This is a genomic window from Streptomyces sp. NPDC048734 (assembly GCF_043198675.1).
Classification (GTDB): domain Bacteria; phylum Actinomycetota; class Actinomycetes; order Streptomycetales; family Streptomycetaceae; genus Streptomyces.
Genome location: NZ_JBICUZ010000001.1, coordinates 705,959 through 724,343, shown reverse-complemented (window position 1 = coordinate 724,343; position 18,385 = coordinate 705,959). Strand labels below are relative to the sequence as shown.

Sequence of the window (18,385 nt, the reverse complement as noted above, 5' to 3'; positions counted from 1 at the left end):
TCCCGCCGGTCATGAACTTCAGGTAACGCAGAGCGACACAACCCGGCACGGCCCGGCTTCGTCCGCTACGGACCACCGGTTGCCGTGTACCCGCATTGTCGTGAGCAGAACCGAGAGGGCAGGATGAGCGCATGACGCACGCGATGCTGAAAGGGTCGAACGTCCCGCTGAAGACCACCACGGTGCGGGCCGTGCTGCGCTGGACACCCGGGCAGGGGGTCCCGGACGTCGACGCCTCCGCGCTGCTCCTCGGCCCCGAGGGCCGCGTGCGATCCGACGAGGACTTCGTCTTCTACAACCAGCCCCGGCACCCCTCCGGGAAGGTCTGGCGGCTCGGCAAGAAGCAGGGCGCCGAGGGTCTCACCGACACCATCCAGACGGATCTGGCCGGTGTCGAGTCCGACGTCAGCCAGATTCTGCTGGTCGCTTCGGCGGACGGCGTCGCCTTCGACCGCGTACGGGCCCTCAGCATCCTGCTGTACGACACGGCCGCCGAGGGTGAGCCGCTGGCCACCTTCGACATCCGTCCCGAGACCGGCGAGGAGACCGCGCTGATCTGCGGCGAGCTGTACCGCCGCGGGGAGGGGTGGAAGTTCCGGGCGCTCGGCGAGGGCTACTCCAACGGCCTCAAGGGCCTCGCCACGGACTTCGGCATCTCCGTGGACGAGTCGGAGGAGGCCGCCGCCGACGCCGAGCCGGGCTCCACGCCCAGTGCCTCCCAGCCGCTGCCGCCCGAGCAGCCCACGACGGCCGTCCCGCAGCAGCCCGCCGCGGCCTACGGCTACCCGGCCTCCCTGCCGACGTACGGCTACGGCTACCCGGACGCCCAGCCGGCCGGGGCGGCCCCCGCCGCGGAGTTCCGCATGCCGCCGCAGGGCCCACAGTTCATCGGGCGGTGAGGGCGGCGCGGACCGCGGGGGCGGCGAGGGCGCTGCGCGCACCGCGCGCGGCCGGGGTGGCAGGGGCAGCCGGGGCGGCCGGAAGTCAGCGCTCCGCCTTCGTCTTGTAGCCCCGCCCCCACTGCAGTCCCCATCCGTACAACCGGTCCAGCTCGCCCTGGAACCCGTACACGAACCTCACCTCGCGCCGGACCGTCAGCTCCCCCTTCACGTTCTCGATCATCACCACCGCGCACGAGCGGGCCTGGGGGTGACGCTCGTCGAGGCCCACCTCGATGCGCGGCCCGTTGCTCGGGTAGAGCGTGACGACCGCGTGCGTGCGGTCGAAGGCCGGCGTCTGGTCGTAGATGTAGACGAACACCAGCAGCCGCTTGATGTCGTCCCGGTGGTCCAGGTTGACATACATCGTCTCGCCGGACCCCGACCCGAACCGGTCGTCACCGCTCAGCTTCACGTACGGCGCCGCGTTGATCTCGCCGAGCAGGCCGCCGAGCGGCTGGACGACGCCCTTGGTCCCGTCCGCCAGCTCGTACAGGCAGCCCAGGTCCAGGTCGACGTTGACCATGCTCTGGCTGTGCCCCATGACCTCCGGCGGGCGCAGCGCCTTCAGGGGGTGGCGCAGCAGGCTCTCCCGCGGGGAGCCGCCGAAGTCGGAGGTGCGCATCCGCCAGGCCAGGTTGACGCGCAGGTGCCCGGTGGCGGCGCCCTGCTTGGTGAGCGAGACCTGGCTGTGCCGTTTGGTCAGCTCTATCGCGTTGCTCGCCGCACTGCCCGAGTCGAAGTCGGCGGCCCGACCCGGCCGGAGTCCGTCGAAGAAGCCCATTACCGCCCCCAAGTTCCACGCCCGAAAAACGTCTGACCGCACAGTCCCCCCGGAAACGACCGGCGGGACGGCGCCGAGGACTCGTCCTCGACGACCGCCCCGCTCAGAGCGTTCCTCACCGGGAAGCTGATCACACTCCGGACGAGACCTCGGTCTTGTCGTCCGAGCCCGCGTCTCCCCCTGCCGCCGCCAACGCCCGGTTGCGGCGCACGGAGGACCAGAAGGACCAGGCGATCAGGATGACGCCGACGAGGCCGGTGATGACCTCGTGGATCTCGTACTGGATGGTGACGAGCAGGAGTACGGCGAGGGCGCCGATCGCGTAGTGCGCGCCGTGCTCCAGGTAGACGTAGTCGTCGAGGGTGCCCTGGCGGACCAGGTAGACGGTGAGCGACCGGACGTACATGGCGCCGATGCCGAGGCCGAGTGCCATCAGCACGATGTCGTTGGTGACGGCGAAGGCACCGATCACGCCGTCGAAGGAGAAGGAGGCGTCCAGGACCTCGAGGTAGAGGAACATGAAGAAGGCGGCCTGGCCGGCCAGGAGGACCGGGGACTTCTTCTTCCCGGTGCGCTTGGCCTCTTCCTCCTCCTCGTGCTCGCGTTCCTCCTCCTCCTCGAGCTTGCCCTCGAAGTAGCCGGAGAGACCGCCCACGATCATGTAGGTGATCAGGCCGCCGATGCCGGAGAGCAGGACGGTCTCGGCCTTGTCGACGTGTGTGCCGCCGTGCTGGTGTGCGTGGGTGGCGAAGGTCATGGCCGAGACCAGCAGGACGATCAGGGCGATGCAGACCGACAGCATGTCGACCTTGCCCAGCTTGGCCAGCGGGCGCTCCAGCCAGCCGAGCCACTTGATGTCCCGATCCTCGAAGATGAAGTCCAGGAAGATCATGAGCAGGAACATGCCGCCGAAGGCCGCGATCGCGGGGTGCGCGTCGGTGACCAGTTCCTGGTAGCGGTCCTTGTCGGTGAGGGCGAGGTCGACGGCCTCGATCGGACCGAGCTGGGCGCTGATCGCGACGATGACGACGGGGAAGACCAGCCGCATGCCGAAGACGGCGATCAGGATGCCGATGGTGAGGAAGATGCGCTGCCAGAAGGCGTTCATCTTCTTCAGGATTCCGGCGTTGACGACTGCGTTGTCGAAGGACAGCGAGATCTCGAGGATGGACAGGATCGCCACGACACCGAAAGCGGTCCACCCCCCGTAGAACACCGCTGCGACGAGGCCGAGCGCGGTGACCGCGAACGACCACCCGAAGGTTTTCAGAACCACTGGTTACCCAATCCTGTCTCTGGGCCCCGGTCCCCCCAAGCGAAACCTGGGGGTGGGTTTCCCCCGCGCCGTACGCGGCTTTACGAAACGTTGACTCCGAAGTCTAGAGCGATGCCCCGAAGTCCTGACGCGTACCCCTGACCCACCGCACGGAACTTCCATTCGCCCTGGTACCGGTAGAGCTCGCCGAAGATCATGGCCGTTTCGGTGGAGGCGTCCTCGCTGAGGTCGTACCGCGCGAGCTCCTGGCCGTCGGCCTGGTTGACGACGCGGATGAAGGCGTTGCTGACCTGGCCGAAGGCCTGGCCGCGCTCGTCGGCCAGGTGGATGGAGACGGGGAAAACGATCTTGTCGCACTGGGCGGGCACCTTGCCGAGGTCGACGAGGAGCGACTCGTCGTCACCGTCGCCCTCACCGGTGAGGTTGTCGCCGGTGTGCTCCACCGAGCCGTCGGGGCTGGTGAGCTGGTTGTAGAAGACGAACCACTCGTCCCCCATGACCCGTCCGCCGGTGCACATCAGCGCGCTGGCGTCCAGGTCGAAGGGGGCTCCGGTCGTGGAGCGCGCGTCCCAGCCGAGGCCGACCATCACCTGAGTGAGATTCGGCGCGACCTTGGACAGGGAGACGTTTCCTCCCTTGGCGAGCGTGACACCCATGTGCTGGTCCTCCCCTTGGTCGTGCTTCTTCGGTTGTCCTGCGCGTCCGGCGCCGCCCGTAAACGGTGCGGCGCCGGACGAAGCCGTCAGGTCACGGGAGACGGCGTCCCAGGGGATCGGCTCAGACGTTGACGCCGAAGTCCTGCGCGATGCCGCGCAGGCCCGAGGCGTAGCCCTGGCCGATGGCCCGGAACTTCCACTCCGCGCCGTGCCGGTACAGCTCGCCGAAGACCATGGCGGTCTCCGTCGAGGCGTCCTCGCTCAGGTCGTACCGCGCGATCTCCGCCTCGCCGGCCTGGTTCACGACGCGGATGAACGCGTTGCGCACCTGGCCGAAGGACTGCTGGCGGTTCTCGGCGTCGTAGATCGAGACCGGGAAGACGATCTTCTCGACCTCGGCCGGTACGCCCGCGAGGTTGACCTTGATCTGCTCGTCGTCGCCCTCGCCCTCACCGGTGATGTTGTCGCCGGTGTGCTCGACGGAGCCGTCGGGGCTCTTGAGGTTGTTGAAGAAGACGAAGTTGGCGTCGCTGGCGACCTTGCCGGAACTGTTCAGCAGCAGCGCGCTGGCGTCCAGGTCGAAGTCGGTGCCGGTCGTGGTGCGCACGTCCCACCCCAGACCGACGATGACCGCGGTCAGGCCCGGGGCCTCCTTGGTCAGCGAGACATTGCCGCCCTTGCTGAGGCTGACTCCCACGAGTCCTCCATTGGTGTCCGGGGGCGGGGAGCCCCTCGTGCGTCGGATATCGGATCAACGATTCGATCCTAGTGAGGGGTTCCCGCCCCCCGCAGGCCCTGGAGCCGAAGAATCACCGGGTGCCGGCCCCGGCCCGGCACCGGGTGCGGGGCGTTCGATGGGGTCGGGGCGGCCGGGGCGACCGGGATCAGAGCGCGTCGAGCGCCGAGACGTAGGCACCGAGGTCGCGGGCGTCGGGCAGCGCGTTGACGACGGTCCAGCGCACGACGCCCTCCTTGTCGATGACGAAGGTGCCGCGCACCGCGCAGCCCTTGTCCTCGGCGAAGACCTCGTAGGCGCGGGAGACCTCGCCGTGCGGCCAGAAGTCGCTCAGCAGCGGGTAGTCCAGGCCTTCCTGCTCGGCGAAGACGCGCAGGGTGTGGATGGAGTCGTTGGAGACGGCGAGCACCTGCGTGTCGCGCTCGGAGAACTTCGGCAGGTTGTCGCGCACCTCGCACAGTTCGCCGGTGCACACACCGGTGAAGGCGAAGGGGTAGAAGAGCAGGACGACGTTCTTGCTGCCGCGGAAGTCGGACAGCTTCACGGAACGGCCGTGGTTGTCCTTGAGTTCGAAGTCGGGGGCCTTGTCGCCGACCTGGATCGCCATCGTCTGGAACCCTTTCCTGGGGCTTCGCCGGAGCCGGTTGCGGCATTCGGGTGAGAACCCGCCCGGAACGCCGGGAACCACCCTACGCAGCGGCCCCCACGCACCGGTGGACGGGCCGATGGGAATCGGCCCGTCCACGGGGGTCGAGAGGTCGTCGCGGATCTCCGCTACCTCGACGAGGTCACTTCGGGGGACGAGGTCACTTCTTGGACTTGGCGGCCTTGGGCGTCACCAGCCGGCTGCCGCTCCAGTCCTTGCCCACGCTGACGCTCTTGCTGGCCGACAGGCCCGCCGTCGTCGCGGCTTCGGAGATGTCGCTCGGTTCCACGTATCCCGTCCGGCCGGTCTTCGGCGTCAGGAGGAGGATCGAGCCGCCTTCTTCGATGTACGTGGTGGCGTCCACCAGCGCATCCGTCAGGTCGCCGTCATCGTCGCGGAACCAGAGCACCACGGCGTCGGCAACGTCGTCGTAGTCCTCATCCACCAGGTCGCTGCCGATGACTTCCTCGATGGACTCGCGGAGCTCCTGATCGACGTCGTCGTCGTAGCCGATCTCCTGGACCACCTGCTCGGGCTGGAACCCCAGCCTGACGGCAGGGCTCGTCCGCTCCTCCGCGTGGTCCGCGGTCGCGCTCACGGGTTGCCTCCTGATCATGTTTCGGGAATAACTCAGCCACGCGCGTGCGCGAAGCATTGGCCGTAGTCCACACGGGCGGGACGGATCGCGCAAGTACCCGGCGGTTCGGACCGCCGAAACGGTGACGATCCTGGCGGTGTCGCCGCAACTCCAGGCACGCGATCGGAACGGTAGGTGACGTGCACCACACCTATGTGCCCCGTTTGCGTATTTGAGAACCATCCAAGGGTACGAGACTCGGACAGGTGCCGGTTACCTCGGGGTAGAGATGACGTTTGCGGCGCCTAGGTACACGATGGGGGCGGTGCAGGTACGGGAGAACGAACGGGACACCAGCCTGCCGTACATGCCCCACAGCCCCACAGCCCCTCTGACAGGTAAGGACCATCGTGGCTTCCGGATCCGATCGCAACCCGATCATCATTGGCGGCCTTCCGAGTCAGGTTCCTGACTTCGACCCCGAGGAAACCCAGGAGTGGCTCGACTCCCTCGACGCCGCAGTGGACGAGCGCGGCCGGGAGCGGGCCCGCTACCTCATGCTGCGCCTGATCGAACGGGCCCGCGAGAAGCGCGTGGCCGTGCCCGAGATGCGCAGCACGGACTACGTCAACACCATCCCCACGCGGGCCGAGCCGTTCTTCCCGGGCAACGAGGAGATCGAGCGGAAGATCCTCAACGCGACCCGCTGGAACGCGGCCGTGATGGTCTCGCGCGCGCAGCGGCCCGGGATCGGCGTCGGCGGCCACATCGCCACGTTCGCCTCCTCGGCGTCGCTGTACGACGTGGGCTTCAACCACTTCTTCCGCGGCAAGGACGAGGGCGACGGCGGCGACCAGGTCTTCTTCCAGGGTCACGCCTCCCCCGGCATCTACGCGCGCGCGTACATGCTCGACCGGCTGAGCGAACAGAACCTCGACGCGTTCCGCCAGGAGAAGTCGAAGGCGCCGCACGGGCTCTCCTCGTACCCGCACCCGCGGCTGATGCCGGACTTCTGGGAGTTCCCGACCGTGTCGATGGGCCTCGGGCCGATCGGCGCGATCTACCAGGCGCGGATGAACCGCTACATGCACGCGCGCGGGATCGCCGACACCTCGAAGTCGCACGTGTGGGCCTTCCTCGGCGACGGCGAGATGGACGAGCCCGAGTCGCTCGGCCAGCTGACCATCGCCGCCCGTGAGGGCCTGGACAACCTGACCTTCGTCGTCAACTGCAACCTCCAGCGGCTCGACGGCCCGGTGCGCGGCAACGGCAAGGTCATCCAGGAGCTGGAGTCGGTCTTCCGGGGCGCCGGCTGGAACGTGATCAAGCTGATCTGGGACCGCACCTGGGACCCGCTGCTCGCCCAGGACCGCGACGGCGTGCTCGTCAACAAGATGAACACCACCCCGGACGGTCAGTTCCAGACCTACGCCACCGAGTCCGGCGCGTACATCCGCGACCACTTCTTCGGCGACGACCACCGGCTGCGCGCGATGGTCGAGGGCATGACCGACGACCAGATCCTGCACCTGGGCCGCGGCGGCCACGACCACCGGAAGATCTACGCGGCGTTCAAGGCGGCCGTGGAGCACACCGGCCAGCCGACGGTCATCCTGGCGAAGACGGTCAAGGGCTGGACCCTCGGGCCCAACTTCGAGGGCCGCAACGCCACGCACCAGATGAAGAAGCTGACGGTCGACGACCTCAAGGGCTTCCGCGACCGGCTCCACCTCCCCATCTCCGACAAGGAGCTGGAGGGCGGCGCGCCGCCGTACTACCACCCGGGGCGCGACTCCGAGGAGATCCAGTACATGCACGACCGGCGCAAGGGGCTCGGCGGGTACGTCCCGACCCGGGTCGTGCGCGCCCGGCCGCTGCCGCTGCCCGACGACAAGACGTACGCGTCGGTGAAGAAGGGCTCCGGCCAGCAGTCCATCGCCACGACCATGGCCTTCGTGCGGCTCCTCAAGGACCTCATGCGGGACAAGGAGCTGGGCAGGCGGTTCGTGCTGATCGCGCCGGACGAGTACCGCACCTTCGGCATGGACTCGTTCTTCCCGAGCGCGAAGATCTACAACCCGCTGGGCCAGCAGTACGAGTCGGTCGACCGTGAGCTGCTGCTCGCCTACAAGGAGTCGCCGACCGGCCAGATGCTGCACGACGGGATCTCCGAGGCGGGCTGCACGGCCTCGCTGATCGCGGCCGGCTCGGCGTACGCCACGCACGGCGAGCCGCTGATCCCGGTGTACGTCTTCTACTCGATGTTCGGTTTCCAGCGCACCGGCGACCAGTTCTGGCAGATGGCGGACCAGTTGGCGCGCGGTTTCGTGCTGGGCGCGACCGCCGGCCGTACGACGCTGACCGGTGAGGGTCTGCAGCACGCCGACGGGCACTCGCAGCTGCTCGCCTCGACGAACCCGGGCTGTGTGGCGTACGACCCGGCGTTCGGCTTCGAGATCGCGCACATCGTCCAGGACGGCCTGCGCCGGATGTACGGCCCGGACAGCGAGGACGTCTTCTACTACCTGACCGTCTACAACGAGCCGATCCAGCACCCGGCCGAGCCGGAGGACGTGGACGTCGAGGGCATCCTCAAGGGCGTCCACCGCTTCAGCCGGGGCACCTCGGGGTCGATCCCGGCGCAGATCCTCGCCTCGGGCGTGGCCGTCCCCTGGGCCGTGGAGGCGCAGCGGATCCTCGCCGAGGAGTGGGACGTGCGCGCCGACGTCTGGTCGGCGACCTCCTGGAACGAACTGCGGCGCGAGGCCGTCGAGGTCGAGCGGCACAACCTGCTGCACCCGGAGGAGGAGCAGCGCGTGCCGTACGTGACGCGCAAGCTGACCGGGGCGCAGGGGCCGTTCGTGGCCGTCTCCGACTGGATGCGGTCGGTACCGGACCAGATCGCGCGCTGGGTGCCGGGGCGCTACCAGTCGCTGGGCGCGGACGGCTTCGGCTTCGCGGACACCCGTGGGGCCGCGCGCCGCTTCTTCCACATCGACGCGCAGTCGGTGGTGCTCGGGGTGCTGACCGAGCTGGCCAAGGACGGCAAGGTCGACCGGTCGGCGCTGAAGCAGGCCATCGACCGGTACCAGTTGCTGGACGTGGCGTCGGCCGATCCGGGGGCGGCGGGCGGCGACGCGTAGCCGCCGGTCCCGGCCGGCCGGACAGACGGCCGACCGGACGGACAGACGGGCAGGGGCGGCGGGCCTGACGGTCCCGCCGCCCCTGCCCGCTCTTTACGATGCGGGCATGGATCAGCAATCGGTGCGGGACCGGTGGGAGCAGCAGACGCAGCGGCCGCTGCTGGCACTGGCCGTGGTGTTCGCCGTCGCCTACGCCGTGCCCATCGTGCACACCTCGGCCGGACCGTCGCTGCGGTCCGCGTGCGCCTGGACGGAGTGGGGGGTGTGGGCGGCCTTCGCCGTGGACTACGCCGTCCGGCTGGCGCTGGCCGAGGAACGCCGCGTGTTCTTCCGTACGCACTGGCTGGACCTGTTCGCGGTCCTGCTGCCGCTGATCCAGCCGCTCAGGCTGCTGCGGCTGGTGTCGACCCTGCTGCTGGTGGGGCAGCGGGCCCGGATGGCCTCGCAGGTGCGGCTGACGACGTACGTCGCGGGTTCCGTGACGGGACTGCTGATCTTCGGCTCGCTCGCGGTGCTGTCGGTCGAGCGGGAGTCCCCGGAAGGGAACATCCGGACGCTGGATGACGCCCTGTGGTGGTCGTTCACGACGATGACGACCGTGGGGTACGGGGACCACTCGCCGACCACGGGACTGGGGCGGATGATCGCCGTCGGACTGATGCTGTCCGGGATCGCGCTGCTGGGTGTGGTCACCGCGAACATCGCCGCGTGGTTCATCGAGCGGTTCGAGAAGGACGACCGGGAGGAGCGCGAGCACACGGAGGCGATCCGCACCCTCACGGACGAGGTGCGCGCCCTGCGGGCGGAGGTGGCGGCCCTGCGGTCCCGTCCGCCGGACTCGGTCGGCCACAAGAGCCCGTCCGGCGTCTGAGGGCGGGCGTCCGAGGGCGGGGCCGGACGGGCCGGAGCCGGAGCCCGCGGTGGTCCGCGGCCGCGGGCCACGGGCGGGGCGGCGGGGGCGGGGACGCCCCCGCGGGCGTCCTCACCTCACAGCAGTCCGTTGCCCGTCATTCCCGCGCCCGAGAGCCACACCAGCGCGAGCAGTGTGTCGATCGCGCCGAGGACCACGGCGACCAGGGCCGGTACCGGGCGGGGACCCGCCCAGCTGCGGCCCATGGCCAACCAGCCGCAGACGATCGCCGCGGGACCGAGGACGATCCCCAGTGCGAAGAATCCGGCGACCGCGCAGACCAGGCCGATGATGCCGAGCGTCGCGCTGTCCGGCCCGCTCCCTGACCACGTCCGGCCACGTGAGCGGGGGTGCCTGCGCGTTCCGTGTCCGAAGCCGGCCATCATCAACTCCCTTGATCCTGGGGCTGCTTCGATGGTCCGGGTACCCCCTTCACGCCGGTTATGCAGCAGCCGGCGACGAGCGGGCGAAGGGGCGTGGGCGCGCCGCCCCTCCGGCAGCGCGCCGCGGCCCCGGCCGCCCTCCCGTCCGGAGGGCCTGTCCCACTGCGACCTGCGGCGCGCGCCGGGGACGAGGAGCCCCGGGCGTCGTCACCCCGACGGGGAAATCCCCCTGACGTCGCGTCAGGGCCGGGGTCCCGTCAGATGTGACCGACCCCGGCACCCGCCTCCGCGTTCTCCCCCCGCTTGGTGAGCAGCGCGACGAACACGGCGACCGCCGCGACCCCGGCCGCGACGAGCGACGCGAGGCTCATCCCGGAGATGAAGGTGTCGTGGGCGACGTCGGTGATCTTCGCGGCGATCTCGGGGGGCGTGCCCTCCGCGACCGGGGCCACACCCACCTGGACCGCCTCGGAGGCCTGGCCCAGCTGGTCCGGGGTGAGTGCGGGCAGGCCGGCGTCGGTCCAGTTGCCGGGCAGGTCGCTGTCGACCTTGGAGGCCATGACGGCGCCGAGGACGGCGGTACCGAGGCTGCCGCCGATCTGCATGGCCGCCTGCTGGAGACCGCCGGCGACTCCGGACAGCTCCATGGGGGCGTTGCCGACGATGACCTCGGTGGCGCCGACCATGACGGGGGCGAGGCCGAGGCCGAGCAGGGCGAACCAGACGGACATCGCCAGGCTGCCGGTCCCCTTCTCCAGGGTGGACATGCCGAACATGGCGACCGCCACGCAGACCATGCCGCCGGCCAGCGGGATGCGCGGACCGACCTTGGTGATCATCGCGCCCGCGAGCGGGGAACCGACGATCATCATCCCGGTGAGCGGGAGCAGGTGCAGGCCGGCGTCGATCGGGCTCATGCCGTGCACGTTCTGGAGGTAGAACGTCACGAAGAAGAGGCCGCCCATGAAGGCGATGGCCATCATGACCATGAGGACGACACCGGCGGACAGCGGCACCGAACGGAACAGGCCCAGCGGAACGAGCGGTTCCGCCACGAAGTTCTCCCAGACGGCGAAGCCCGCGAACAGCAGCGCGGAACCGCCGATGAACGCCCAGGTCAGGCCGTCTCCCCAGCCCCACTCCGGGGCCTTGATGAGGGCCCACACGAGGCAGAACATCGCACTGGAGAGCAGCACGATGCCGAGGACGTCGAAGGAGCGGGGGGCGTTCTCGGCACGGTGGTCGAGCAGCATCACCGCGCCCAGGGCGACGGCGAGGACGCCGACGGGCACGTTGATGAAGAACACCGACTGCCAGTTGACGTGCTCGACGAGGACGCCGCCGAGGATCGGGCCGCCGGCGGTGGAGGCGCCGATGACCATGCCCCAGATGCCGATGGCCATGTTGAGCTTCTCGGCCGGGAAGGTGGCGCGGAGCAGACCGAGCGCGGCCGGCATGAGCAGGGCGCCGAAAAGGCCCTGCAGGACGCGGAAGACGACGACGAACGCGATGCTGTCGGACAGGCCGATCGCGCCGGAGGCGGCGGCGAAGCCGACGACGCCTATCAGGAAGGTCTGGCGGTGGCCGAAGCGGTCACCGAGCTTGCCCGCGGTGATGAGGGAGACCGCGAGGGCGAGGAAGTAGGCGTTGGTGATCCACTGCACCTCGGCGAAGGTCGCGCCGAGGTCCTTGGCGATGGCCGGGTTGGCGATGGCCACGATCGTGCCGTCGAGGGCCACCATCATGACCCCGACGGCGACGGTGATGAGCGTGAACCACGGGTGGCCGCGCAGCCCCTTGGCCGGTGGCTGGTCCGACGGGGTGGAGGGCGACTCGTCCGCCGGTCCCGTCGTGTCGATGGTGGTCTGACTAGTCATGCGTTCGAGGCTAATGACAGCCACTGACAGATGACAAACTGATTCACAAGTCGGCAACTGACACGTCACCCGCCCTTCGCCCGAAGGGCGGCCGGCGGAAGGAGAAGGGCGCATGGAGACCACCGCGCCGCGGCCGGGGCTGCGGGAGATGAAGAAGCGCCGCACCCGTGACGAGCTGCTGCGGGCGGCCGTCGGCCTGTTCACCTCGCAGGGGTACGAGCGGACGACCGTCGACGAGATCGCGGAGGCCGTGGGCGTCTCGCAGCGCACCTTCTTCCGCCACTTCGCCGGCAAGGAGGAGGCCGCCCTCGCCCTGGAGGGCGTCACGGTGGCGCGCTTCGTCGAGGGGGTGCGGGCCCGCCCGGCCCACGAGGCGCCGATGGAGGCCCTGCGGCAGGCGGTCCTGGAGGGCTGGAGTTCCCTCAGCGAGGCCGTCGAGTCGATCGTGCCCGTCGAGCTGTACCTGCGCATGTACCGGGTGATCGAGTCGACCCCGGTCCTGCTCGCCGCCCATCTGCGGCGCTCCGCGGAGACCGAGGAGGCGATCGCGCGGGTGCTCGCGGAACGGGAGGGGCTCGACGTGGACGCCGACCCCCGGCCGCGGCTGGCGGTGGCCCTCTTCGGCGCGGTGATGCGGGTGACGGAACGGCAGTGGGCCACGAGCGGGGACTTCAGCCCGGAGGGGATGCGCGACCTGACGTCCCGGCACCTCGATCAGGTGGGACCGGCCCTGCTGGGAAGCTGGCGCGCCGGACCGTGAGGTACGGCCCGCCGGCGTGCGGCGGCGGGCCGCCGCGGGTGTGCGCCGCCGCGTGGAAACCCCGCCCGGCCGACGGAGGACATAGAGCCTGAGGGGTCGTATGCCCAGTCGACACCCCGGGCAAAACGTGATCCGCGTCACTCATGTCGCCCGAGACCTTCTCGTTCTCCTAGTGTGTCCTCCCAGTGACTTCCTTCGACACCTCCCCACAACTGACGGCATGGCGCGCGCTGCTCGCACTGGCCGTGGTGTTCGTGATGCTGGCGACCACCGGCTGGACCGCCGTGCACCGGCACGGGGGAACCACCGCGCTCAAGGCCTCGCTCACCGCGTGGGAGCGCGGCCGGGTCGCCGGGCGGCAGCTGCCCGACCCGCAGGCGGCCCCGGCCCGGCTCTCGGCGTTCTTCGCCTCGCTCACCGCGACCCAGCGCGCCGGGCTCGCCGAGCGCTACCCCCTCGCCGTCGGCAACATGAACGGCGCCCCCATCGGGCTGCGCTACCGCGCCAACCGGATCGCGCTCCAGGAGCAGATCCGGATCGAGCGGGCCCGGATGCGGGACGAACGGCTCTCGTCCGCCGGGCAGCACGAGGCCGGACGGCGCATGCAGCGCTTCGCGTCGATGACCGACGCCGACCGTCAGATCCTCGCCTTCGACCCGGAGGGCACCGGCCGGGCCGCCGAGGTGTTCGGCGACCTCGACCGCGCCGAACGCGTCTCCGTCGTCGTCCCCGGCGTGGACACGGCGCTGCTCACCTTCCAGCGCACCGACCGCAGGTACTCGGCGCCCGTCGGCATGGCCAAGGCGCTGTACGCGGCCGAGCGCGAGGTGCGCCCCACGACGCGGACGGCCGTCATCGCCTGGGCCGACTACACCTCGCCGGCCGGGCTCGGCATCGACTCGGCCACCGCGATGCGCGCCGAGCGCGGCGCCGTACGACTGAACGCCCTGGTGCGGGGGCTGCCCGGCGACTCCCCCGTCTCCCTGTTCTGCCACAGCTACGGCTCCGTGGTGTGCGGGGTCGCCGCGCACACCCTGCCGGCCCGGGTGGCCGACATCGCCGTCGCCGGCAGCCCCGGGATGCGGGTGGAGAACGCCGCGCAGCTGGACACCGACGCCCGGGTGTGGGCGATGCGGGACTCCGACGACTGGGTGCAGGACGTGCCGTACCTGGAACTGGGCGGCCTGGGGCACGGCGAGGATCCGGTGGCGTCCGGATTCGGCGCGCGGGTGCTGTCGGCCCGCGAGGCCGAGGGCCACGGGGGCTATTTCGTGCCCGGTACGGACAGCCTGCGCAACTTCGCGGACATCGGTACCGGCGCCTACGACGCGGTGCGGTGCGCCGACGGGAATGACGCGTGCCGGGAGGATCTGTCCGGCACGACGACGGCCGGACGCGCGTAGAGACGCAGGAATTGCGGTGCGCGCGGGGAGGGGACGAAGGAGCGGGTGCCGCATACGATGAGCCGCATGGGTGACGTACTGGCCGGATTTCATGCCGCCTGGGAGTTCGAGTCCGACTCCGTCCTCATCCGCTACGAACGGGGTATCCGCACACCCAAGCTGTTCTCCGCGCTGGGCGAGCGCCGTATCCCGCTGGCGGCGATCGAGGCGGTCACGCTCGAACCGGGAAAGCGCGGGACGGTGGTGCTGCGCATCACGCCGCGGCCCGGCGCCGATCCGCTGACCGAGGCCGCGGCGGGGCAGTTGAAGGAGCCCTCGGACCCGTACCGGCTGGTGCTGCCCGCCGAGCGGGACGCGCTCGCGGAGTACTACGCCGACGAGCTGCGCGCGGGGCTGAGGGAGTCCGGGCCGGCCGAGAGGTTCCTGGTGGCCGCGCCGAAGGTGCCGCTGTCGTTCAAGGCGTACGACGCGAAGGCGTCCTTCGACGGGCGGACCGTGCGGTTCCGCTGGTTCTGGACGGGCGCCTCGTCCGCGAAGTGGAAGGCCGGCGACCAGAGTTTCGCCGTGTCCGAGCTGAGCGGGGTGGAGTGGCGCTCCCCCGAGGTCTTCGAGGGACATCTGCGGCTGCTGCGTGCGCAGGACCTGCCGGCGCAGCCGGACCAGGACCCGGCCTCCGTGGTGTTCGGGCTGGGCTACGGCGCCGTGCACGAGTCGCTGCCGTTCGCGGCGGCCGTGCTGTCCGCGGTGCGCGGGCGCGGCCCCGGGACCCCGGTGGCGGCGATGGCGGCCACGGGCCCGCGCCGCGGCCCGGCGGACGTGGCCGAGCGGATCCGTCACCTCGGCGAACTCCACCGGGCCGGGCTGGTCACCGACGAGGAGTTCTCCGCGAAGAAGGCGGAGCTGCTCGCGGAGCTGTGAGGGGCGTCCGCCGGGAGAGGGCCGCCCGCCCCGGGGCGGGCGCCGCCGGGTCCCGTCGCGGGGGCCCGCCGGTCATCGGGTCCGTTCCGCCTCGTACGCCTGGGTGGCGTCCGAGTAGAACGTGATCTTCCGGTCGAGTACGGCGAGCGTGTCCTGGAGCTCGGCGATCCGCGCCCGCACGTCCCGGCGGGTCGCCTCCAGGAGCTCGAAGCGCTCGGTGAACGTGTGGTCGCCCTCGCGCACCAGCTCCGCGTACCGCACCATGTCGGCGACCGGCATGCCGGTCAGCCGCAGCTTGCCGACGAGGTCGAGCCAGTTGAGGTCGCGGTTGCTGTAGCGGCGCTGGCCGGTGTGGGAGCGGTCGATGTGCGGCATCAGGCCGATCCGCTCGTACCACCGCAGGGTGTGCGCCGTCAGGCCGGTGAAGGCGACGACCTCGCTGATCGTGTAGCTGTCCTGGCCGTCCGGGCGCCGGTCGGCCCGGGGTGTGGCGGCACAGCTGTCGGTCCTGGTACCCGGGGTCTCCATCACCGTCATGACCTCAAAACTAGGGCCTTTGAGCACACTCGAAGCAAGCGGACCCGGTGAGAAATCGACAGGGCGACCCCTCGATGCGGCTGTCGCCGCGAGCCGCTTAGTCTCGACGTCATGTCCTTGAAGAGCTTGGCGTTGATCGAGAACTGGCCGGTGGAGACCGCCGCGGCGGGTGTGGTCCGGGCCGACGGCACGGTCCTGGGCACGCACGGCCCGGTCGGCCGGCGCTTCCCGCTGGCCTCCGTGACCAAGCCGCTGACCGCGTACGCCGCCCTCGTCGCGTACGAGGAGGGGGCGGTCGAGCTGGACGAGCCGGCCGGGCCGCCCGGGGCGACCGTCCGCCACCTCCTCGCGCACACCTCCGGGCTGGCCTTCGACGAGCACCGCACGACCGCGCCGCCCGGGGACCGGCGGCTGTACTCCAACGCCGGTTTCGAGCAGCTCGGGGACCACATCACGAAGGCGACGGACATCCCGTTCGCGGAGTACCTGCGGCAGGCCGTGCTGGAGCCGCTCGGGATGATGGCGACCTCGCTGGAGGGCTCGCCCGCGAAGGACGGCGTGTCGAGCGTCGAGGACCTGCTGCGGTTCGCCGCCGAGGTGCAGGCGCCGCGGCTGCTGGACCCGCGCACGGTGGCGGCGGCGATGACCGTCCAGTACCCCGGCACCAAGGGCGTGTTGCCGGGGTACGGGCACCAGAACCCCAACGACTGGGGGCTCGGCTTCGAGATCCGGGACTCCAAGTCGCCGCACTGGACGGGCGGTTCGTCCTCACCGCGGACGTTCGGGCACTTCGGGCAGTCCGGCACCTTCCTGTGGGTCGACCCCGACGCGGGAGCGGCCTGCGTGGCCCTGACGGACCGGGCGTTCGGGCCGTGGGCCGTCGAGGCGTGGCCGGTGTTCACGGACGCGGTGCTCGGCGAGGTGCGGGGCTCCGGTCCCGCCCGCTGATCCCTGCGCCGCTCCCCTCCGCTAACCTCCCTCTGCACACAGGACCCACTGCGCGGATCTCGGGGGAGAGCAATGACAGGCGTGCAACGGGGCGGCCATTTCCGCCCGTTGGAGAGCGGCGACCCGACGTCGGTGGCGGGCTACCGGCTGGCGGCGCGGCTCGGCGCGGGCGGCATGGGCACGGTGTACCTGTCGTACACGCCCGGCGGGCACCCCATCGCGCTCAAGACGATCCGTCCGGAACTGGGCGAGGACCCCGAGTTCCGCCGCCGGTTCCGCCAGGAGGTGCAGGCGGCGCAGCGCGTGCAGGGCCTCTACACCGCGCCGGTCATCGACTACGACACCGAGGGCGAGCGGCCCTGGCTGGCCACCGCCTACGTGGCCGGGCCCTCGCTGGCCGCGGCCGTCGGCGAGCACGGGCCGCTGCCGGCGGGGTCGGTCCTGCTGCTGCTCGCGGGGATGGCCGAGGCGCTGTCGGTGATCCACCGGGCGGGCATCGTCCACCGTGACCTCAAGCCGTCCAACGTGCTGCTCGCCTCCGACGGTCCGCGGGTCATCGACTTCGGCATCGCCCGCGCCGCCGACGCCACCGCGCTGACCGGCACCGGCGTCTCCATCGGCACCCCCGCGTTCATGTCGCCCGAGCAGGCCGCCGGCAAGAAGGTCACGGCCGCCTCGGACGTGTTCGCCCTCGGTCAGGTGGCCGTGTTCGCGGCGCGCGGCACCGGGGCGTACGGGGACGGCCCCTCGCACGCGGTGCTGTACCGGATCGTCCACGAGGAACCCGACCTCGACGGGATCGGCGAGCAACTCGGCTTCATCGCCCGCTGCCTGGCCAAGGACCCGGCCGGGCGCCCCTCCCCCGCCGAGATCATCGCCCTGTGCCAGGAGGCGTCGCCGACGCCGCTGCGCCAGTCCGGCTCGTGGCTGCCGGAGGCCATCGCCGCGCAGATCACCCAGCGGGTGTCGGCGTCGGCCGCGCTGGCGTCGGCCCCGGCCGTCCCCACGCCCACGGTGCCGGCCACCCCGGCCGACCCGACCCCGACCCCGCACACCCCGGCGCTGCACACCCCGGCGTCCCCGTCCGTGCACGCGGCCCCCACGACCGCCGCCCCGCAGGTGCCGGCGACGCCCTCGTTCGGCCCCGTCGTCCCGCTGCCCCGGCCGCAGGCCCCGTTCCCGCCGACGTACGGCCCCCCGACCGCGCCGCGGCCGCCCTTCGCCCACCAGCAGCCCGCCTGGCGGCCGCTGCCGCCGCCGAAGAAGAACCAGGCCGGCAAATGGATCGGGATAGCCGCCGGGGTGGTGATGGGCCTGTTCTGGCTCGGCAGCTGCGTGTCGGCCCTCGGGGACCTCGACGACTCGTCGGACTCCTACGGGGACAGCTCCGCCACCGGCGGCGGCACCAGCAGGAGCACCGGCAGCGGCACCGGCTCGGGGAGCACCCGGACGCAGCCCGACCCCACCCCCGTCACCTACCGGGGTGTCAACATCCCCGAGAGCTACTCGGTGCGGTTCGCGGACTCGCCGCCGAAGCCGTTCGAGGCCCCCGACGGCAGCAGCCCCCGCTACGAGTCGGACAGCGACCTCTACTACTACGACGGCGGCGGCTGGGACAGCGATCCCCTGCTGGGCAGCAGCGGCGAGAAGGTCGTCCTGCTGAACAACGCCCAGAAGGGCTCGCTGGCGACCTGCCGCGCCGAGACCCGGTACACCAAGGAGATCAAGCTCTCCCAGGTGTCCAAGGGATCGCAGATGTGCGTGCACAGCTCCTCCGGCCACATCGCCCTGGTCACCTTCAAGGGCAGCGCACCGGAGAACGACCCCAGCGACTACGTGTCGGTGGACATCACGGTCTGGCGCAACGCGGAGGACCCCGACGCCGGGGAGTAG

At 70.9% G+C, this 18,385-nt stretch carries 17 protein-coding genes; 8 read left to right on the top strand and 9 right to left on the bottom strand.

Annotation, left to right across the window (positions count from 1 at the left end):
* The first annotated feature begins 131 nt into the window (after positions 1–131).
* A complete protein-coding gene (locus tag ACGFQC_RS03155) occupies positions 132–899 on the top strand; it encodes a TerD family protein (protein ID WP_363086984.1) in 768 nt (255 codons plus the stop codon).
* Positions 900–984: 85 nt separating this feature from the next.
* Here the strand turns inward: ACGFQC_RS03155 and ACGFQC_RS03150 are convergent, their stop codons facing one another.
* The 6 genes from ACGFQC_RS03150 to ACGFQC_RS03125 all read right to left on the bottom strand — a co-directional run bounded on the left by ACGFQC_RS03150 (position 985) and on the right by ACGFQC_RS03125 (position 5,634).
* Positions 985–1,722, bottom strand: a complete 738-nt coding sequence (locus ACGFQC_RS03150) for a Tellurium resistance (protein WP_363086983.1) — start codon at positions 1,720–1,722, stop codon at positions 985–987.
* A gap of 130 nt (positions 1,723–1,852) precedes the next feature.
* Positions 1,853–2,998, bottom strand: a complete 1,146-nt coding sequence (locus tag ACGFQC_RS03145) for a DUF475 domain-containing protein (protein WP_363086982.1) — start codon at positions 2,996–2,998, stop codon at positions 1,853–1,855.
* 80 nt (positions 2,999–3,078) lie between these two features.
* Positions 3,079–3,654: a TerD family protein gene (locus ACGFQC_RS03140; RefSeq protein ID WP_363086981.1), complete on the bottom strand. Its 576-nt coding sequence runs from the start codon at positions 3,652–3,654 to the stop codon at positions 3,079–3,081.
* A gap of 121 nt (positions 3,655–3,775) precedes the next feature.
* A complete protein-coding gene (locus ACGFQC_RS03135; RefSeq protein WP_363086980.1) occupies positions 3,776–4,351 on the bottom strand; it encodes a calcium homeostasis/redox stress adaptation protein in 576 nt (191 codons plus the stop codon).
* Positions 4,352–4,538: 187 nt separating this feature from the next.
* Positions 4,539–4,997, bottom strand: a complete 459-nt coding sequence (locus ACGFQC_RS03130; RefSeq protein ID WP_363086979.1) for a peroxiredoxin — start codon at positions 4,995–4,997, stop codon at positions 4,539–4,541.
* A 199-nt stretch (positions 4,998–5,196) separates the two neighbouring features.
* On the bottom strand, positions 5,197–5,634 hold the full coding sequence (locus ACGFQC_RS03125) for a DUF3052 domain-containing protein (protein ID WP_057583034.1): 438 nt from the start codon (positions 5,632–5,634) through the stop codon (positions 5,197–5,199).
* Positions 5,635–6,023: 389 nt separating this feature from the next.
* Between ACGFQC_RS03125 and aceE the strand changes: the two genes are divergently transcribed.
* Both aceE and ACGFQC_RS03115 read left to right on the top strand, forming a co-directional pair.
* Positions 6,024–8,756, top strand: coding sequence for a pyruvate dehydrogenase (acetyl-transferring), homodimeric type (gene aceE / locus ACGFQC_RS03120; protein ID WP_363086978.1), 2,733 nt, complete (start codon positions 6,024–6,026; stop codon positions 8,754–8,756).
* Between the two features lie 106 nt (positions 8,757–8,862).
* Positions 8,863–9,627 carry a potassium channel family protein gene (locus ACGFQC_RS03115; RefSeq protein WP_363086977.1) on the top strand — a complete coding sequence of 255 codons (765 nt, stop codon included), beginning with the start codon at positions 8,863–8,865 and terminating at the stop codon, positions 9,625–9,627.
* A gap of 116 nt (positions 9,628–9,743) precedes the next feature.
* On the opposite strand, the gene ACGFQC_RS03110 is transcribed toward ACGFQC_RS03115, so the two are convergent.
* On the bottom strand, positions 9,744–10,052 hold the full coding sequence (locus ACGFQC_RS03110; RefSeq protein WP_363086976.1) for a small hydrophobic protein: 309 nt from the start codon (positions 10,050–10,052) through the stop codon (positions 9,744–9,746).
* Positions 10,053–10,306: 254 nt separating this feature from the next.
* Entirely contained in the window at positions 10,307–11,926 is a 1,620-nt protein-coding gene (locus ACGFQC_RS03105; RefSeq protein WP_363086975.1) for an MFS transporter, read from the bottom strand.
* Between the two features lie 112 nt (positions 11,927–12,038).
* Here ACGFQC_RS03105 and ACGFQC_RS03100 point away from each other — a divergent pair, with 112 nt between their 5' ends.
* From ACGFQC_RS03100 to ACGFQC_RS03090, 3 genes are all read left to right on the top strand, one after another.
* Positions 12,039–12,686 carry a TetR family transcriptional regulator gene (locus ACGFQC_RS03100; RefSeq protein WP_363086974.1) on the top strand — a complete coding sequence of 216 codons (648 nt, stop codon included), beginning with the start codon at positions 12,039–12,041 and terminating at the stop codon, positions 12,684–12,686.
* A gap of 185 nt (positions 12,687–12,871) precedes the next feature.
* Positions 12,872–14,089 carry an alpha/beta hydrolase gene (locus ACGFQC_RS03095; protein ID WP_363086973.1) on the top strand — a complete coding sequence of 406 codons (1,218 nt, stop codon included), beginning with the start codon at positions 12,872–12,874 and terminating at the stop codon, positions 14,087–14,089.
* A gap of 57 nt (positions 14,090–14,146) precedes the next feature.
* Positions 14,147–15,007, top strand: coding sequence for a DUF4429 domain-containing protein (locus ACGFQC_RS03090; RefSeq protein WP_363086972.1), 861 nt, complete (start codon positions 14,147–14,149; stop codon positions 15,005–15,007).
* A gap of 72 nt (positions 15,008–15,079) precedes the next feature.
* Here ACGFQC_RS03090 and ACGFQC_RS03085 read toward each other — a convergent pair whose 3' ends face one another.
* Positions 15,080–15,544: a MerR family transcriptional regulator gene (locus ACGFQC_RS03085; protein WP_363086971.1), complete on the bottom strand. Its 465-nt coding sequence runs from the start codon at positions 15,542–15,544 to the stop codon at positions 15,080–15,082.
* A gap of 111 nt (positions 15,545–15,655) precedes the next feature.
* Between ACGFQC_RS03085 and ACGFQC_RS03080 the strand changes: the two genes are divergently transcribed.
* Together ACGFQC_RS03080 and ACGFQC_RS03075 are read left to right on the top strand one after the other, a co-directional pair.
* Positions 15,656–16,492 (top strand): serine hydrolase domain-containing protein, encoded by an 837-nt coding sequence (locus ACGFQC_RS03080; RefSeq protein WP_363086970.1) that lies wholly within the window; start codon positions 15,656–15,658, stop codon positions 16,490–16,492.
* 72 nt (positions 16,493–16,564) lie between these two features.
* Positions 16,565–18,385, top strand: a complete 1,821-nt coding sequence (locus tag ACGFQC_RS03075; RefSeq protein WP_363086969.1) for a protein kinase — start codon at positions 16,565–16,567, stop codon at positions 18,383–18,385.

What these genes read in the sequence shown, in the direction of transcription:
- ACGFQC_RS03155 (WP_363086984.1), top strand. Translation starts at nt 132, where the DNA reads ATGACGCACGCGATGCTGAAAGGGTCGAACGTCCCGCTGAAGACCACC.
- ACGFQC_RS03150 (WP_363086983.1), bottom strand. Translation starts at nt 1,722, where the DNA reads ATGGGCTTCTTCGACGGACTCCGGCCGGGTCGGGCCGCCGACTTCGAC.
- ACGFQC_RS03140 (WP_363086981.1), bottom strand. Translation starts at nt 3,654, where the DNA reads ATGGGTGTCACGCTCGCCAAGGGAGGAAACGTCTCCCTGTCCAAGGTC.
- ACGFQC_RS03130 (WP_363086979.1), bottom strand. Translation starts at nt 4,997, where the DNA reads ATGGCGATCCAGGTCGGCGACAAGGCCCCCGACTTCGAACTCAAGGAC.
- ACGFQC_RS03115 (WP_363086977.1), top strand. Translation starts at nt 8,863, where the DNA reads ATGGATCAGCAATCGGTGCGGGACCGGTGGGAGCAGCAGACGCAGCGG.
- ACGFQC_RS03110 (WP_363086976.1), bottom strand. Translation starts at nt 10,052, where the DNA reads ATGATGGCCGGCTTCGGACACGGAACGCGCAGGCACCCCCGCTCACGT.
- ACGFQC_RS03105 (WP_363086975.1), bottom strand. Translation starts at nt 11,926, where the DNA reads ATGACTAGTCAGACCACCATCGACACGACGGGACCGGCGGACGAGTCG.
- ACGFQC_RS03100 (WP_363086974.1), top strand. Translation starts at nt 12,039, where the DNA reads ATGGAGACCACCGCGCCGCGGCCGGGGCTGCGGGAGATGAAGAAGCGC.
- ACGFQC_RS03090 (WP_363086972.1), top strand. Translation starts at nt 14,147, where the DNA reads ATGAGCCGCATGGGTGACGTACTGGCCGGATTTCATGCCGCCTGGGAG.
- ACGFQC_RS03085 (WP_363086971.1), bottom strand. Translation starts at nt 15,544, where the DNA reads ATGACGGTGATGGAGACCCCGGGTACCAGGACCGACAGCTGTGCCGCC.
- ACGFQC_RS03080 (WP_363086970.1), top strand. Translation starts at nt 15,656, where the DNA reads ATGTCCTTGAAGAGCTTGGCGTTGATCGAGAACTGGCCGGTGGAGACC.
- ACGFQC_RS03075 (WP_363086969.1), top strand. Translation starts at nt 16,565, where the DNA reads ATGACAGGCGTGCAACGGGGCGGCCATTTCCGCCCGTTGGAGAGCGGC.